Annotated in this window: 17 protein-coding genes and 1 pseudogene; 16 read left to right on the forward strand and 2 right to left on the reverse strand. The window is 45.0% G+C overall.

The genetic code is table 11. From position 1 onward, the window contains the following. Positions 1 to 643: 643 nt before the first annotated feature. The 16 genes from V7137_RS10295 to V7137_RS10370 all read left to right on the forward strand — a co-directional run bounded on the left by V7137_RS10295 (position 644) and on the right by V7137_RS10370 (position 16,131). Positions 644 to 1,339, forward strand: a complete 696-nt coding sequence (locus V7137_RS10295; protein ID WP_335697998.1) for a GntR family transcriptional regulator — start codon at positions 644 to 646, stop codon at positions 1,337 to 1,339. 87 nt (positions 1,340 to 1,426) lie between these two features. Next, entirely contained in the window at positions 1,427 to 2,044 is a 618-nt protein-coding gene (locus V7137_RS10300; protein ID WP_335697999.1) for an ECF transporter S component, read from the forward strand. Continuing rightward, positions 2,022 to 3,761: an ABC transporter ATP-binding protein gene (locus V7137_RS10305; protein WP_335698001.1), complete on the forward strand. Its 1,740-nt coding sequence runs from the start codon at positions 2,022 to 2,024 to the stop codon at positions 3,759 to 3,761. Before V7137_RS10300 ends, V7137_RS10305 begins: the two co-directional genes overlap by 23 nt. Continuing rightward, the gene (locus tag V7137_RS10310) at positions 3,758 to 4,528 is read left to right on the forward strand and encodes an energy-coupling factor transporter transmembrane component T family protein (RefSeq protein ID WP_335698002.1); all 771 of its coding nucleotides are present in this window, start codon (positions 3,758 to 3,760) and stop codon (positions 4,526 to 4,528) included. Before V7137_RS10305 ends, V7137_RS10310 begins: the two co-directional genes overlap by 4 nt. Positions 4,529 to 4,550: 22 nt before the next feature. Beyond that, entirely contained in the window at positions 4,551 to 5,342 is a 792-nt protein-coding gene (locus tag V7137_RS10315; protein WP_335698003.1) for a 2-phosphosulfolactate phosphatase, read from the forward strand. Beyond that, positions 5,339 to 6,193: a nucleoside phosphorylase gene (locus V7137_RS10320; protein ID WP_335698004.1), complete on the forward strand. Its 855-nt coding sequence runs from the start codon at positions 5,339 to 5,341 to the stop codon at positions 6,191 to 6,193. Before V7137_RS10315 ends, V7137_RS10320 begins: the two co-directional genes overlap by 4 nt. A gap of 17 nt (positions 6,194 to 6,210) precedes the next feature. Continuing rightward, positions 6,211 to 7,659 (forward strand): NAD-dependent succinate-semialdehyde dehydrogenase, encoded by a 1,449-nt coding sequence (locus V7137_RS10325; protein ID WP_335698005.1) that lies wholly within the window; start codon positions 6,211 to 6,213, stop codon positions 7,657 to 7,659. 12 nt (positions 7,660 to 7,671) lie between these two features. Then, complete coding sequence (locus tag V7137_RS10330) at positions 7,672 to 8,922, forward strand: lactate racemase domain-containing protein (RefSeq protein ID WP_335698006.1); 1,251 nt, start codon at positions 7,672 to 7,674, stop codon at positions 8,920 to 8,922. A 13-nt stretch (positions 8,923 to 8,935) separates the two neighbouring features. Beyond that, positions 8,936 to 10,678 (forward strand): dihydroxy-acid dehydratase, encoded by a 1,743-nt coding sequence (locus V7137_RS10335; RefSeq protein ID WP_335698007.1) that lies wholly within the window; start codon positions 8,936 to 8,938, stop codon positions 10,676 to 10,678. Continuing rightward, the gene (locus V7137_RS10340; RefSeq protein WP_335698008.1) at positions 10,675 to 10,845 is read left to right on the forward strand and encodes a XapX domain-containing protein; all 171 of its coding nucleotides are present in this window, start codon (positions 10,675 to 10,677) and stop codon (positions 10,843 to 10,845) included. The genes V7137_RS10335 and V7137_RS10340 overlap by 4 nt, the downstream gene beginning before the upstream one ends. A 12-nt stretch (positions 10,846 to 10,857) precedes the next feature. Continuing rightward, positions 10,858 to 11,628 carry an MTAP family purine nucleoside phosphorylase gene (locus V7137_RS10345; RefSeq protein WP_335698009.1) on the forward strand — a complete coding sequence of 257 codons (771 nt, stop codon included), beginning with the start codon at positions 10,858 to 10,860 and terminating at the stop codon, positions 11,626 to 11,628. 18 nt (positions 11,629 to 11,646) lie between these two features. Then, on the forward strand, positions 11,647 to 12,411 hold the full coding sequence (locus V7137_RS10350) for an MTAP family purine nucleoside phosphorylase (RefSeq protein WP_335698010.1): 765 nt from the start codon (positions 11,647 to 11,649) through the stop codon (positions 12,409 to 12,411). A gap of 77 nt (positions 12,412 to 12,488) precedes the next feature. Then, complete coding sequence (locus tag V7137_RS10355; protein WP_335698011.1) at positions 12,489 to 13,862, forward strand: amidohydrolase family protein; 1,374 nt, start codon at positions 12,489 to 12,491, stop codon at positions 13,860 to 13,862. Positions 13,863 to 13,884: 22 nt separating this feature from the next. Beyond that, complete coding sequence (locus V7137_RS10360; protein WP_335698012.1) at positions 13,885 to 14,505, forward strand: class II aldolase/adducin family protein; 621 nt, start codon at positions 13,885 to 13,887, stop codon at positions 14,503 to 14,505. After that, positions 14,502 to 15,569 carry an S-methyl-5-thioribose-1-phosphate isomerase gene (gene mtnA / locus V7137_RS10365; RefSeq protein ID WP_335698013.1) on the forward strand — a complete coding sequence of 356 codons (1,068 nt, stop codon included), beginning with the start codon at positions 14,502 to 14,504 and terminating at the stop codon, positions 15,567 to 15,569. Before V7137_RS10360 ends, mtnA begins: the two co-directional genes overlap by 4 nt. Positions 15,570 to 15,648: 79 nt before the next feature. Beyond that, positions 15,649 to 16,131, forward strand: coding sequence for an ATP-dependent sacrificial sulfur transferase LarE (locus V7137_RS10370; protein WP_335698014.1), 483 nt, complete (start codon positions 15,649 to 15,651; stop codon positions 16,129 to 16,131). A gap of 226 nt (positions 16,132 to 16,357) precedes the next feature. On the opposite strand, the gene V7137_RS10375 is transcribed toward V7137_RS10370, so the two are convergent. Beyond that, positions 16,358 to 16,756 (reverse strand): nuclear transport factor 2 family protein, encoded by a 399-nt coding sequence (locus V7137_RS10375; RefSeq protein WP_335698015.1) that lies wholly within the window; start codon positions 16,754 to 16,756, stop codon positions 16,358 to 16,360. A 92-nt stretch (positions 16,757 to 16,848) separates the two neighbouring features. Further along, positions 16,849 to 16,955 (reverse strand): annotated as a pseudogene (locus tag V7137_RS10380) (VOC family protein); the annotation flags it as partial.

Consider the following 16,955-nt stretch of genomic DNA (forward strand, 5'->3'; position numbering starts at 1 on the left):
ATTTTATTATAGTCCACTAGAACCGTCCCCATGGCCCTCCCCATGGCAATTCTGGTACTCTGATTAAAAATAGAAAAAAGTAGGAATGATAATCTGAACCCCAAAAGTTAAACACGAATTTTTAAGTGCTTCCTGGGCACGAGTACGGTATTAGACCGGACTCATGCCTTTTAATTTTGCCCTAATTCGTTTGTGATTGTTAGCGGTCCTTGATATTTTATCTTCTAAGACAGGGACAAGTATTCGACTTGATGCTTTGTCACTAGAAAGCATGGCATGGCAAGATGAACAGCTTTTTATAATTTGTATGTCAGTATTACATAGTCATGTTTTCTTAATGAAGGAGGCGCATCCAAACTGAATAATGATGTTCACTTGCGGGAAATCTAGTAGCTTAAATACAAAAATAAAACCTAATAGTTTTGATAAATACAAGAGGTTAAATTTTCCATGTTGTCCGCTACAAAATAGAACTTGTTAAAAAAATAAAAATTTTCAAAAAAATAAAAATATTTATTGCCATTTGAGATATGACTAGGATAAAATCAAATTAAGTCATCGGACGACCAACGTAGGAGGATAACCAAATACAAGAAAGAATTGAGGGAATAAACAGATGAAGTTGGAGCATCGGAGTTTATATATGCAGGTGAGAGATATGATTTACGAACTGGTCAAAAACGAATTTGAACCAATGCAAAAAATTCCATCAGAACAAAAGTTGTCGGAACAGCTTGGGGTGAGCAGAAATACGGTTAGGGAAGCGATTAGGACGCTTGAACAGGAAGGGATTTTATTAAGCCGTCATGGCGTAGGGAATTTTGTAATCGGTTCCAAAAAGGGCTTAAAAACGACAATCACCACTTTGGAAAGCTCTACCAATATTATTATGGCTCATGGATACCTCCCTGGAACAAAAAATGTGGTGTCTAATGTGATTGTGGTTCCAGAAGATGTGAGGGACCAACTCTTGCTTAAAGAAAATAAAAATGTGTTTTATATCGAACGTGTTAGGACCGCTGATGGGGAATCGGTCGTATATGTAGAAGACTATATTCCCTATCAATCAGGAATGGAGCTTGAATACAAAGAGACGTATCATGAATCCTTACTGGAGTTTTTAGAGAAATTCGATCACAAGGTTTCTTTTTCGATTTGTACGCTAAAAGCCGTCATCAGCGACGAAAAAGTAGAAAAGAAACTCGATTTGAATGAAAAAAGCGCTCTACTATTACTAAAACAAGTTCACTATTCTACTGCAGGTGTACCCGTTCTTTATTCGGACAGCTATTATTTGAGCGACAAATTCGAATTTAATGTGGTTCGAAAAAGAGGTTAGAGTCATTAAAGGAGGTGAGGAAGAAACTGAAAAAGGTAAAGGGTGGTTTTTAAAGAGGGGAATAACTAAAACAGGGAGGAATGCAAGTTGGCAAAAGAAAAATCAAAACGTCTTACTACGGTTGATATTGTCTTAATGGCCATTTTGGCGATTGTGAATGGGGTAGCCATGACCTATTTGGCGATGTTGAACCAAATGTTAACAGCGCTAGGCGGCCCGATATTAACATCTATTACTCTAGGACTCTTCTCTATTTCTGGCGTATTGGCAGCTTATATCATTCGGAAACCGGGTGCGGCATTTTTTACTTTAACACTTGCAGGGGTTGTACAAATACTATCTGGAAACCCGAACGGCCTCATTTCGATTACAGCTGCGATAACGGATGGCTTAGGAGCTGAATTGGGGTACTTATTATTCCGTTATAAGCGTTGGGATTGGCTGAGTACTGCGTTATCAGGGTTGTTTGCTGTACCGGTCTGGTTCGTCATCGCATCCTTTTGGTTTGGATACTATAAATGGGGTTGGACCGTTTTAATTATTGCTTTTGGAGTACGCTGTGTGAGCGGTATTGTTTTATCGGGCTGGCTGAGCAAGGCCATTGGCGATTTACTAGAAAAGACAGATATTTTAAAAGGCTTTAAGATTGCTAAAGACCGCAAAGCAGGAAGGGTGAATACGATTGACCCCAATTATCGAGCTTAAAAATCTCACCTACACCTATGAAGATGAAACGGAGCCCGTTTTAAAAAATCTTTCTCTTCAAATCCATGAAGGTGAGTTTGTGTTAATTGTTGGACCAAGCGGGTCAGGAAAAAGCACCATCTGTCAAACCTTTAATGGGATTATCCCCAATGTGCTGGATGGGAAAATAGAGGGAGAGATCATCGTTGACGGCAAAGAGGTGCTGCATCTTGAACTGAAGGATTTATCCACCAGCATGGGATTGGTGTTCCAGGACCCGGACGCGCAGCTATGCAATATTTATGTCGAAGACGAGGTCGCCTTTGCACCGGAAAATTTAAAGGTCGAACCACAAGAAATCCGTCATCGCATCAAAGATGCACTAGAAAAAGTGGGGATGCAGGGATTTGAAACAAGAAAGGTGTTTGAGCTGTCAGGAGGGCAGAAACAAAAAGTAGGAATTGCTTCCGTTCTCTCCATGAAGCCAAAGATTCTGGTGCTGGATAATGCAACTGCCAATCTGGACCCTCAAGCAACAAAGGATATTTTTGATTTATTACAGCTGCTTCACAAGGAATACGGCCATACCATTATAGTGGTCGAAAATAAAATTGACGATCTGATGCATTTAGCTGACCGTGTCATTGTTGTTGATGACGGGCAGATTATCTCACAAGGCACTCCTCGAGAAATTCTTGAACATTCGATTGACCTTCTAATCAAGATGGGATTATGGGTCCCTGAAATCTCAGAATTAGCGGTCAAACTTCAACAAAAAGGCTTTTCTTTTGAAAAGTTTCCTATCACCGTAGATGAGGCAACGAAAGAATTGCAAGGAAAGTGGAGTGATGCCTTTTTGCCGTCAAGCCATCCTTTCCGCTCACAACCCAGCTCAGCTGATTGCATTACTGTTGATAAGTTAAATTATCGCTATCCGAATGGCACCTATGCCTTGAAAAATGTCAGTTTCTCTATCAAAAAAGGAGACTTTGTCGCTATCCTTGGCACGAACGGCTCCGGAAAAACGACATTGGTCAAGCATTTAATGGGCATTATTAAACCTCCTAAAAAAACAATTTTCGTAAATGGTGAAGACATTCACTATAAAAAGCTGCTTGATATGACAGAGCATATCGGCTATGTGTTTCAAAATCCTGAGCACCAATTTGTGGCGGATAATGTGTTTGAAGAAGCCATTTACAGCCTTAGAGTCCAGCAAGGCATCGGAAAAGATGAGGACCTGCCGCAGGAAATTATCCAGCAGGGGATCGAATCGCTTGAAAGCATTAAATTGCTTGAAGCGAAAGATAAGCATCCATTTGTGCTGAGCGGCGGGGAGAAGCGCAGGTTAAGCGTGATTGCCTCGTTAATTCTCGGTCAAGACATTGTCATTCTCGATGAGCCGACAACCGGACAAGACTACGCCAGTGCCACAAAGCTGCTTGAATTGTGCCACCGCCTGCAGGAACAAGGAAAAACAGTCATTATGATTACCCACGATATTCGCCTTGTGTGCAAATGGGCGAACACCGCCCTGGTTATGCATAATGGGGAAAAAATTTATAACGGTGATATTGGCGACCTGTTTTTACAGGAAGACATCTTAAAGAAAGCGTCACTGATCGAACCGCCGATTTCACAGCTGGCGAAACGCTTGGCTGGCAGGAAGCTGGAGCATGGCGTCATTACCATTGAACAATTTATGCAGAACAGAGAGGGGGTAAAACAAGCCCTATGAGCATGGCCTTTCAATATCAGGAAAAAAAGTCATTCATGCATGACGTTGATCCGCTCACAAAAATTGTTTGGATGATGTGTATTTCAGTGCTCGTTTTCATCTATGAAACAGCCTTTCCACAGATTGGATTGTTTGTGGTTACCTTGATGACGGCTTTCCTTTTGGCTCGGCTCAGTCCGAAATTTGTGTTCCGCGGTATTTGGATTATGCTGCTGTTCAGCATTGGATTTTTTATCCTTCAAGTTTTATTTGTTCCAGGACATTCACAACTTTTTACGGTTGGGCCGCTCCATATCTACAAGGAGTCTGTTAACTTCGCAACAGCTATTACTTTCAGAATATTGACTATTTTCACATCATCTCTCGTATTCGTAGCAACAAGCGATCCAAGGGATATTGTCATTTCATTGACAAAACAGCTGAAAATTCCGTACAGATATGCCTATTCTATCTTTGTCGCGCTTCGATTTGTCCCGACACTTGAAAGTGAAGCTCGTATCATCGAAGCCGCTCAAACCATTCGCGGTGTCGGGAAACAAAAAGGGCTGAAAAATAAAGCGGAAAACTTGAAGCGTTTCAGTCTGCCACTTTTAATGGGGGCTTTAAGAAGGGTTAGGGTTACAGCCAATACAATGGAAGCAAAAGGGTATGGCGCCTATTCCGACAGAACCTATATCAGGACGATTAAGATAAGTAAAAAAGGGGTTGCCTTTGTCCTAATCTGGGTGGTGTTAACCGTTTATTTAGTAGCGTCGAAATGGATGTAAGGAAAAGGGAGGGGGGAATTGAATGAATGAAATGAAGTTTGAAGTCGCTTTTATGCCAAAGGAAATTAATGCGGGGCAGACGCAGGTATGTGTGCTGGTAGATGTATTGCGGGCTACTTCAGCGATTGTCACCATGTTTGAAAAAGGCTGTGCCGAAATCATCTTAACAGAGGATGAAATCAAAACGCTTGCCGAACGGCACGATTACCTTCATGATGGGACGCTTGTATGTGCGGAGGAACACGACGGAAAGATTTCTCCGTCTGCACAGTTCAGCCCGTCTTTGAGCTCCATTCGCTCCATGGGGATGGAGGGGAAGCGAGTGGTGATGCGGACGACAAACGGCACGCTTGCTGGGTTAACACTTTGGAAATACGGGATAAAAGAGATATTGATCGGTTCCCTGCATAACGCAAAAGCGGTTATGGAAAAAGCAGTCAGCAAAGCAAAAGAGCTGAAGGGTAGTGTCACCATTGTTTGTGCGGGAAGGGAAAATGGACAAATTGCCGCACTCGATGACGTCTATTGCGCAGGTGTTCTGCTGCAGTATGGAGAGGAAGCAGCAAGGGCGCAAAATTTGGTGCCATCGCTGAAAGACTCAGCAAAAATCAGCCGTCATTTACTTTCGGTTTATCCGGACACGAATATGGCTTTCGAAGATTCCGGAAGCGGAGAAACGATGAGAAGAATTAATTGCAGAGAAGATATTCGGCTTAGCACCGAAGAAAATATATCAAGGTGCGTGCCTGAAGTTTATTTTTCAAAAGAAGATGGAATTAAAGTGAAAAATTCGAATGGAGTGATTGTACAATGACAGAATGGAAATCGAATGCATCAAAACCGGTAATGGATGAAGGACTACAATATCATATTCGCTGCAAGGAAGGCGATATTGCCAAATTTGTGCTGCTCCCAGGCGATCCGGAACGTGTCGATTTGATTGGCGAAGAGTGGGATGAGAGCAGAAAAGTGGCGAATTATCGTGAGCATCGGACATTTTCTGGAAAAATCGGCGGAGTAGAGATTTCCGCTTGTTCGACCGGTGCAGGCGGAGGTTCTACAGCCAGCGCCTTTGAAGAACTCGCAGAGCTCGGCGGTGAAACGTTCATCCGGGTCGGCACTACTGCCGCGATTCAAGACTATATCCAGCCGGGGGAACTAATCATTTCTTCAGGTGCAGTGCGCCATGACGGAACTAGCCCGTTTTATGTGGATGAGCGTTATCCGGCAAGTGCCCATTACGAAGTGACGGCGGCGCTTGTAGAGGCAGCTGAACAGCTGAACTACACCTACCACGTCGGGGTTTCCTGTTCATCTGCTTCTTGGTACTGCGGACAAGGCCGGAAAGGGTTTAGAGGATATGATCAAACCTTCTTTGCTAATAAAGTAGAGGATTTACGGAAAGCAAACGTAATGAATTTTGAAATGGAAGCTGCGACGATCTTTACCTTGGGCGGCCTTTATGGACTTCGAACGGGTTCTGTATGTACAGTGGTTGCCAACAGAATTACGGATGAGTTTACTTACGGCGGGATTGAAAAAAGCGTACGTGTAGCGAATTTAGCTGCGCAGATTCTGGCGGAATGGGACGAAGTGAAGAAGGCTCAGGGGAAAAAATATTGGTTCCCGTCTCTTACGAAAGCAGGAAAAATTACGGCTAAATAATCAGAGGAGTGATTTTGATGTTAGTTGGCACCAAGCATGGCATGTACATTAACGGGGAATGGATAAGTGCTGCCAAAGGGGATGTAATAGATGTATTCAATCCGGCTACTCGTGAAAAAATTGCAGAAGTTCCCAATGGTTCGGGGGAAGAAACGGAGCTCGCCGTCCAAGCAGCAAAGGCTGCTTTTGAGCCATGGGCGAACCTGACGGCAAGAGAACGTTCCGGTTATTTGTACAAAGCCTATCACAAAATGATGGAACGCAAAGAAGAGCTGGCAAGATTATTGACAATGGAGCAAGGAAAGCCGCTTCAAGAAGCCCGCGGTGAAATAGAATTTGCTGCCAGTTTCCTGCTGTGGTATGCCGAGGAGGCGAATCGTGTATACGGCGAGATGATTCCGGCATCCAAAAAAGGCAAGCGTTTATGGGTGGTGCCAAAACCGATTGGTGTGGTGGCGGCCATTACCCCATGGAACTTTCCTTCTGCGATGGTTACACGAAAGGTGGCGCCAGCGATTGCCGCGGGATGCACGGTTGTACTGAAACCAGCGGAACAGACACCGCTTAGTGCGATTGAAATAGTACGAATATTTGAAGAAGTCGGGGTGCCAAAAGGAGTTCTTAACCTTGTGACGGGAGATCCAGTCGAAATCGGCAACGTGTTGATGGAAAGCTCTGATGTCCGCTCGATTACTTTTACGGGATCGACGGAAGTCGGAAAGCTGTTAATGAAAGGAAGCGCGCAAAACGTTAAAAAATTGTCGTTGGAATTAGGCGGCCATGCCCCGCTGCTCGTATTGGATGATGCGGATCTCGATCTTGCCGCGGAACAGGCTGTCGCAAGTAAATATCGAAATTGCGGCCAGACGTGTATTTGTACAAACCGGATTTTCGTCCACGAGAATGTGAAGGAAGAATTTACACAAAAACTGCAAGAAAAAGTAAGACAGTTACAATTGGGCAATGGATTGGATGAAGGCGTAACGATTGGGCCGCTTATTGATAAAGGCGGATTGGAGAAAGTAAAAGGACAGGTAGAGGATGCTGTTACTAAAGGCGCTGTTGTAACAGCGGGCGGAAAGGAATGGAATGGCCCGGGAGGCTATTACTATGAACCTACTATTCTGACAAATGTGTCAAATGAGATGAAAATCATGAGCGAGGAAACATTTGGACCTGTTGTACCGATTGTGCCGTTTGCAAGTATTGATGAGGCGATCAAGGCAGCCAATAATACAGATTATGGGCTGGCGGCATTCCTGTTTACCAATGATCTGTCTAAGGCCATTAACGTGATGGAAAAGTTGGAGTATGGCATTATCGGCATTAATGATGTGTTCCCTGGTACGGCAGAAGCTCCGTTCGGCGGTATGAAAGAGTCTGGTCTCGGACGAGAAGGAGGCCATGAGGGCATCCAAGAATTCATCGAGATGAAATACGTTTCCGTTGCCATAAAAGAATTATAAGAGGTGGATACGATGAATCTGCCGAAACTTGTGCAGGTAAAGCAGCGATTTCCGCAAAACAAAATACTGGACCTTGAACTTCATGTAAAGGAGGAGCTCAAGCGAAATCTGCCTTCCATTCCTAAAGGGAATTCAATCGCGATAACGGTGGGAAGCAGAGGGATCAGCAACCGGGTATTAATTGTAAAGACGGTCGTAGATTACCTAAAAGAAGTAGGATGTTCCCCTTTTATTATCGGAGCTATGGGAAGCCACGGAGGCGGAACAGCGGAGGGGCAGCTTGATGTGTTAACTAGTCTCGGTTTTACCGAGGAAACGGTCGGCTGCCACATCGTTACTTCCGATGAAGTGCTTGATGTCGGCAAAACGAAAAACGGCTTTACGATGTTTTGCGATCGATATGCCTGGGAAGCAGACGGGATTATCGTCATGAATCGCATTAAACTGCATACGTCGTTCCGAGGACCGAATGAAAGCGGCCTGTTAAAAATGATTACCGTTGGTTTGGGTAAGGCGAAGGGCGCTAACCAGCTGCATCGCCAAGGTCCTGCCAACATGTCTGAAACCATCCGTGAAGTGGGAGGAGCCATTCTTCAAACCGGAAAAGTACTTGCAGGCATTGGGATTGTTGAAAACAGCTATGATGAAACGGCCAACTTGGAAGTCATCCGGCCTGATGAAATCATTGTGCAAGAGCAAAAGCTTTTAGAACTAGCAAAGTCCTATTTTCCAAGAATTCCTATTGAGAAACTGGATCTCCTCATTATTAAAACAATGGGGAAAAACTACAGCGGAACGGGTATGGATACGAACGTAATCGGACGTAACAAAATATTCGGTGTACCAGAGCCCGAGAAACCCGCCTATAAAAGAATTGTGGTCCTTGATCTCGATAATGTCTCACACGGAAATGCGACGGGTATTGGTCTTGCCGATTTAACAACCGAAAGACTGTATCAAAAAGTGGATAAGCAAAAAACATACTTGAATTGTTTGACTAGCACTTACGTACAAAGAGGGATGATCCCTCTTGTACTGCCTAACGATGAGGAAGCCATTGGAGCGGCAGTCCATAGTCTTGGAATCGACAACCCTATGTCTTTGAGATTAGCAGTGATTGAAAATACACTGGAGCTTGAACATTTGTCTATAACGGAAAATCTTGTGGGCGAGCTCAAAGGGATGGTTGACATTCAGTCAACTCCATTTGAGATACCGTTTACGGAGGATGGAACACTAAATCTCTCCATACCGGTTCATTGAGAGGAGAAAGTATATGAAAAAAACACATACATCCTATGGTGATGCTGGCTTCAGTCAATTTCTCCGCATGGCCTTTCAGCGCCATCTTGGCCACGATGAGGCTGATTTTGAAAAGCCGGTTATCGGTATATGCAATACGTATAGCGAAGTGAACCGCTGTCACAGCCACATACAACCATTGGTGGAGGCGATTAAACAGGGTGTCCTAATGGCGGGAGGTACTCCGCTTGAGTTTCCGACCATTTCCCTCGGCGAGATGTTTACAAGCCCTACGACCATGCTTTACCGTAATTTGGCGGCGATGGATACGGAGGAAATGATTACGGCTCAGCCAATTGACGGAGTGGTGTTAATTGGCGGCTGCGACAAGGTGCTGCCTGCTCAGCTGATGGGAGCAGCAAGTGCGAACAAGCCGGCCATTGCTTTCACGGGCGGGCCGATGAATAACGGCAAATATAAAGGAGAAACGCTTGGAGCGTGTTCCGATTGCCGCTTTTACTGGCAGGAGTATCAGGCCGGAACCGTGAGTGAGGAAGAAATTAAGAACATTAATGCCCAATTGGCGCCGACGGCGGGACATTGTATGGTTATGGGCTCTGCCAGCACGATTGCCGCTTGTGCAGAGGCGATGGGCATGATGCTCCCTGGTGCCTGCGCAGCACCGGCAACCGTAAATGAACGGATGCGTCTGGCAAGGGAAACGGGAAAAGCGATTGTGCAAATGGTGGAAAACAATATTCGTCCCGCTGACATCATGACAAAGGGAGCTTTTGAAAATGCGGTTCGAACCTTGATGGCTGTAGGGGGATCGACGAATGCCGTCATCCATCTGATTGCCATCGCCAGAAGGCTGGGCATCCATCTTACGTTAGGAGACTTTGAGAGACTAAGCCGAACCACCCCGTTTATTGCCAATTTAAGACCGGCAGGCCGTTATCAAATGGAAGACTTATATCATGCAGGCGGCATCCCCGCTGTTTTAAAAGAACTGTCTCCGCTTCTTCACCGTGGGGAGCTGACCGTTACGGGCAAATCGCTCGGCGAAAATTTGAGCCATGTTCAAGTAGATGAAGTGTATCGAGATATTATTAGGCCTTTCCAAGAGCCGCTTCATCCAGAAGGAGGTATCGCGGTACTGCGGGGCAACCTGGCTCCGAATGGCGCGATTATGAAACCGAAAGCAGCGATTGACAAAACCTTGCTGAAACACCGCGGGAAAGCGGTTGTGTTCACTTCCATTGCGGATATGGAAAAGCGGGTGAACGATCCGAATCTTGAGGTCGATCGGGACAGTGTGCTTGTTTTGCAAAATGCGGGTCCTGTCGGTGCGCCGGGTATGCCGGAGGCCGGGATGATTCCCATTCCCAATAAGCTTCTGAAGCAAGGGGTTCGAGACATGGTACGCCTATCGGATTGCCGCATGAGCGGCACCGCCTTTGGGACAGTCGTTCTTCATGCTTCTCCGGAAGCAGCAGTCGGCGGGGCCATCGGCTTGGTTAAAGACGGCGATTGGATTGAGCTGGACGTTGAAAACCGCTCGCTGGAGCTGCTGATTTCAGAAGAGGAGCTCGAACGCAGAAGAAACGAGTGGAATCCGCCTCAGTTTTCTGACTACAAGCGAGGCTATGGCTGGTTATTCCGTCAGCATGTGCTGCAGGCGGATGAAGGCTGTGACTTTGACTTTTTACGACCTGCACCTGAAGCCAATAAGATAGACGTTCCTTTTTCAAATGAGCTGGAAGGTGAGAAGGTATGAGAGAGATATTCTTAGCCCTGATTGCGGGCATCATTGTGGGGGCTGTCTTTAAGGTCGTCCGGCTCCCGCTTCCAGCACCGCCTGTATTCGCGGGTATTGTCGGCATTGTGGGTGTTTGGCTGGGCGGCACAGCCGCATCCGCATTGATGGAAAAAATATTGGGATAAGGAGGAAACGCATTGAAAATCGGCTTGATTGGCGGCACGGGATTGTATGATCTGTTTCACGCGCTTACCGAGCAGTGCATCGAAACGGATTACGGGCAGGTTGCCCTGCTTAAAGGGGAGTTTGAGGACAAAGAGGTTTATTTTTTGCCAAGGCATGGAACGGAGCATGGGGTGCTGGCGCCCTATGTGAATTATAAAGCGAATATGATAGCCCTCAAAAAAGCCGGGGTTGATCAAGTCATCGCCGTATCGGCTGTAGGTTCCATTAATCCGGACATTCCCATTGGGGGGTTATCCTTGCCGGATCAATTTGTCGATTTCTCGCGAAGGAGGGACAATACATACGGCCAATTTTCAGCCGATATGACCCATCCGTTTTGCCCAGATCTTCAACAGGCGGTGAGAACGGCAGCTACGGAGAATTGTCAGACCTTATATGAAAATACGACTCTCATCTGTGTGGATGGACCAATCTATGAATCCCGCAGTGAACTGCAACTTTTCTCTTCATGGGGAATGGATGTAGTAGGCATGACCAATTCAACGGAAGCCGCCTTGGCAAGAGAGCTGGGAATCTGTTATTCGGCGGTCACGCTCTCAACCGATCTCGCCACGGGTTATGCCCCTATTCCTCCGGATTTGGCAACGCATAAAAGGGTCGCAGCCGTCAACAAAGAGCAAGTCAAAACGCTCATTGTAAAAACGCTTGCGATACTTCCAGAACAGAAGAGCTGTCAGTGTGCCAAGTCTTATCACGACTATATGCTTCTAAAAAATATCTGATTATTTGAGGTGGAAAATATGAAATTAGGAATCATTGGCGGAACGGGATTCTATCAGCTGTTTGAAAACATGGTGGAAAAAACGGTACATACAGAGTATGGCGATGTCACGATCTTTCATGCTGTTACGGAAGGAAAGGAAGTTTATTTTCTTCCAAGGCATGGAAAGCATCATGACACACTTGCGCCGTTTGTAAACTATCGTGCCAATATGCTGGCATTAAAAGAGTTAGAGGTTACAAGAATCTTGTCTGTATCGGCGGTAGGGGCGATCAACCCTGAAATTGAAGTCGGCAGCCTTTCCTTGCTCGATCAATTTGTGGATTTGACAACCCGTGTAAAAACATATGGAAAGTATTCTGTTGACATTACAGAACCATTTTGTCCGGAATTACAAGAAGTATTTGTTCAGGCAGCAAAAGAAATCAATGAACCGCTCAGAGAGAAAACCACATTGGTCTGTGTGGAAGGTCCGCGTTATGAAACGAAAGCGGAAGTCCAGCTGTTTTCAAAATGGGGCATGGACGTTGTCGGGATGACAAACGCAACGGAAGCGGCGCTTGCACGAGAACTCGGGATGTGCTATTCCGTGGTCACGCTTGCGACCAACATGGCTCCTGGCGTAACCGATCACAAACCTTCCTTGAAAGCACATAGAGAAGTAGGGGAACGCAAACGGGAAACGGTGAGAATGCTTATGCTCGAAGCGATTAAGCTAGCAGAAAAAAGGGAGAGTTGCTCGTGCCAGGAGGCATATGAACGGGCTGTATTGGCAAGGACATGACATCAAAAAAAACGCTCATCAAAAACCCCCTTATTGTTTCGAACGTGCCTTCTGTTGGGAATAAGAAGGGGACAGTGTTGGTAGAAGGGCAGAACATCTCTCATGTGATCTATCATCAAGAGAATCTGGCAACAGAACTTGAAGCATACGCAGATGAAATCATCGACGCTGAGAACATGGTGTTAATTCCAGGAATGGTAAACGCTCATTACCATTCCTATACCAATTTGTTAAAGGGTACAACCAACAATCTGCCGCTTGAAATCTGGGCGCTTTATACCATCGCATACGGTCACGCGCTTGATGACGACGATATTTATTACGCTGTGCTGCTTGGCTGTATCGAGATGATGAAATCAGGTGTGACAAGCTGCTTAGACCACTTTCCGCATATTGCGGCATCCGAGGCGGCGCTAAAAGCCTATGACGAAGCCGGCATGCGGGTGGCCTTTGCCCCGATGCTGCAGGATGTGCCTGACGAACAATTTTTTCAAATCTCTTTTCCGCCATCTATTCAAAGACAAAATTCGCAAAAACCTCGCGCTTCAATCGAAGAATTGAAATCCTTTTATAAAACACTCATATCAACATGGCATCAAAAAGACGGAAGAATCACTGTCCAACTAGGCCCTAACGCTCCACAGCGTTGTTCAGAAAATACCCTACAACTATGCAAAGAACTCAGTGAAAAAGAAAATTTGCGGATTCATACACATCTGCTAGAAACAAAAGCACAATTTCAGCAAAGCCGGAAGCTGTATCAAGGCGGCATTGTCCGTTACCTCGACCGTTTAGGTTTTTGGAATGAAAAAGTATCGGCAGCACATGCCCTCTGGCTGGATGGTGAAGAAATCCAGCTATTAGCAAATCGAAACGTTTCCATTATTCATAACCCAGCGAGCAATTTGCTGCTTGGAAGCGGTATTGCACCCATTCCAGCCATTTTGAAAAAGGGGGCAAATGTGGCAATTGGAACAGACGGCTCTAATTGTGGAACCATTCACAATTTATTTGAAGCCATGCGTCTGGCTGCGATGATTCATCGTCCGCGGGAAAGTGATTATTCCAATTGGCTGACGGATGCAGCGATATTTAACATGGCGAGTACATCAGGCGGGAAGGTATTGGGGATGGAAGGAGAACTGGGCAGGATTGAATCAGGCCAAAAAGCAGATTTGGTGTTATTGGGAACGAAAAATTCATTTTGGACCCCATTGAACGACCCAATATCCCAACTGGTTCACCAGGAAAATGGCTCGTCTGTCGATTCCGTCCTCATCAATGGAGAGTGGACAGTGAGGAATGGGAAAACAGTGAATATCGATGAAGAAAAAATCCTTCATGAGGTGAAAAGAAGACAAGAAGGTTTGCTGGGAAAATGGCAGGAACCATTAAAACGAGCTGAACAACTTAGACCGCACTTTGAAAAAATCCTTTTAGAATATCATTGATCGATCATAGGGGGAATTGTGTGTGAAAGAAGAACTTTTGAAAAAAGAATTGGTCCATATTTCTCATAAAGTATACAGCCGGGGACTGACACAAGCGACAGGCGGAAATATCAGTGTACGAGTTTCAGAACGTGATGCCATTCTTATAAAAAGATCAGGAATCAGCCTTGGTGAAGTCACAAAGGAGGACGCTCTCCTTTTATCGATGGATGGAGAGGTTTTAGAGGGATATGGGACGCCTTCGAAAGAGTACCGATTCCATTTAGGGATTTACCGGACACGGCCTGATGTCCATGCGGTGGTTCATTGTCATCCAAACTATGCAATCGGATTTGCTTGCTTAGGACTTGAGCTCCCGCTGCCCACTGTAACGGCTCAAAAGATTCTTAGCCATGTACCCGTTGCGGAAGCGGCGCCCTCCGGTTCAGAAGAGTTAGCTTATTATGTTACCGAAGTTTTTGAAAAGTACCCCGATATTAAAGCGGCATTAATGAAAGATCATGGAATATGTGCTGTTGGTCCTTCCCTTGAAGCTGCCTATAACATTGCCACCCTTGTAGAGGATACAGCCAAGCAGGCTTTTATCAAATTGCAAATTCAAGCATCACTATCCGAGCTTAGTAAAAAGGAGGTAATGAAATGAGCAAGCTTGAGCAATTCGTCAGGAATCTAAAAGACCAGCAGCTTTTACTTCCCATTTGGTTTGAAAAGGGAGATCTAAAATTGATTAATCAGATAGAGTTGCCGCATAAAGAGGAAATTCTCACGATCCAGAAAGTGGAGGATCTGGCCGAAGCAATAAGGAAAATGACCATTAGAGGGTCGGGGGCAATCGGGATAGCAGGAGCATGGGGCATGTATCTGGCCGCCCTTCATTCTGGTGGAACGCGGGAAGAGATGCATCGGGCAGCGATTTTGCTCAAAAGCACTCGGCCGACTGCGGTTAATTTGATGAAAACCATTGACGAAATTATGGATTGTGTAAATGGTTTCGAAAAGACGCCGATTGACACAATCGAATCGAAGGTAATCGAGATTTTAGAACGACAGCTGCAATTCGAGCATTTACTTGGAAGCCATGGGGCCAATCTAATAAATGATGGCGATACTGTGCTCACCCATTGCCATTCCGGGGCATTGGCTGGATCCGGTTATGGTGGAAGGGCGCTGTCAGTGATTCGCAAGGCTTATGAACAAGGAAAAAATATTAAAGTAATAGCTTGTGAAACAAGACCATACTTGCAAGGAGCGAGGATCACCGCGTATGAACTTCAAAAGTTCGGAATCCCTGTCACGTTAATCACTGATAATATGTCTGGTTACTGTATGAACCAAGGAATGGTGCAAAAGGTGGTCGTCGGTTCGGACAGGGTTGCGGCAAACGGAGATTTGGCCAATAAAATCGGAACATATATGCACGCCCTTGCAGCCAAAAAACATAATATTCCCTTTTATACTGCCACCTCTAGTCATACGATCGACTTTTCTATTCAGAGCGGCGCCGAAATTGAAGTGGAATTCCGCGTCGCAGCGGAAGTGACAACCCTAAATGGACAGCGCATTGCTCCTAAGGGAGTGGAAGCGATCTATCCGTCGTTTGATATTACGCCAAACGGTTATCTGTCGGGAATCATCACCGAAAAGGGTGTGATTGCACAGCCATTTGCCCAAAATCTACAACAGTTAAACAGCATGGTTATTCGGTAAGTACGAAAATGAAATAGTCCAAGATGGACGTGAGAAAAATGGAACGGCCATTAAGCAAAAAGATCAGGTGCTTGGACAATTGTTGAGAGACATGGGAAGGGTTGCCTTTTCAGGAGGGGTAGATAGCGCTTTTGTACTTGCTCGGGCAAAAGAGGAATTAGGTGATAACGTTTTGGCAGTAATTGCAGCGTCTGAGACTTTTCCGCAGCGGGAGTTCGATGAGGCCGTCCGGCTTGCAATGGAAATAGATGTACCGTATATGACCATAACCATAAAGGAATTTGAAAATGAGAACTTTGTTTCAAACCCTGTGAATCGCTGCTATTTTTGTAGAGTTGGTTTGTATGAACGTTTAACAAAGTTAGCTCTTGAAAAAGGCCACAGTTATATTGCCGACGGTACGAAAGCTAGCGATGTGGGCGATTACCGGCCGGGGATGAAAGCCCTTAAAGAAAAAGGAGTCCGCAGCCCTCTGCAGGAAGCGGGCCTTACAAAAGATGATATCCGTATTCTATCAAAAGAAATGAATTTAAAAACATGGAATAAACCGTCGTTGTGTTGAATTTTGATAAAAGGAATATCCAATGTTTATTGGAAAGGGTTAGTCCAAACGCCGAACAAAAAGGTGCATTAATCCAGAAACGGATTAATGTACCTTTTACATAAGCATTTGCTAAAAGGGTTACATATTTTCATGAAAAAATAATCCACGTAATCTCCTAATTTGTTAGACTTATATGGCAACAAAAAGGATAAAAGTGTTTTAGCAGCACATCCATTTCGCTAAGTTAGAACATCCCGTTCTCATTAGGGGAATCCTCTGGTATGGGTTGTCCTATATCCCACAATTCAACGATTTGGTTATCATGGAAACGAAAGATATGTACAACAACTCCTCCAAGATCATTTGGATTCTGCCTAACATGAGAGTGAACTGCAACCGTATCTTTCTCTTGAATCGCAAGTTTGACCTCAAGGATTTTGTTGGGGTTTAAAGCTGCATTCTCTTCCATTGCGAGCTTGAGCGATTCTGCATCGCCACGGAAATAGGGGTTGTGGTGACGAAAGTCAGGACTTATGTAAGTCTGGTATGCTTCGCGAACTTTCCCTGATGCGACGAGCTGTAGAAAAGACACTGCTTTCTCTTTGAGTGAGGGGTTTGATGTAAACTGCTGTTCCGTGTTCATTTCAATCATCCTTTCCTATGAAGAATAATATTGTCTAATATTTTATAAAAGTTTAAGGTGTTATAGCATTTCGGCCTTTGCTTCCTCTTTTTTCAACGATGTTGATCGACAAGAATTTGATTCCCGTCTGGATCTTCAATGACAAAATGCGCTGGTCCCTCTGTTGTTTCGTCTGCTTCAGTCAGCATTTTTATTCCGT

The organism is Neobacillus drentensis, from assembly GCF_036962765.1.
Classification (GTDB): Bacteria; Bacillota; Bacilli; order Bacillales; family Cytobacillaceae; genus Neobacillus; species Neobacillus drentensis_C.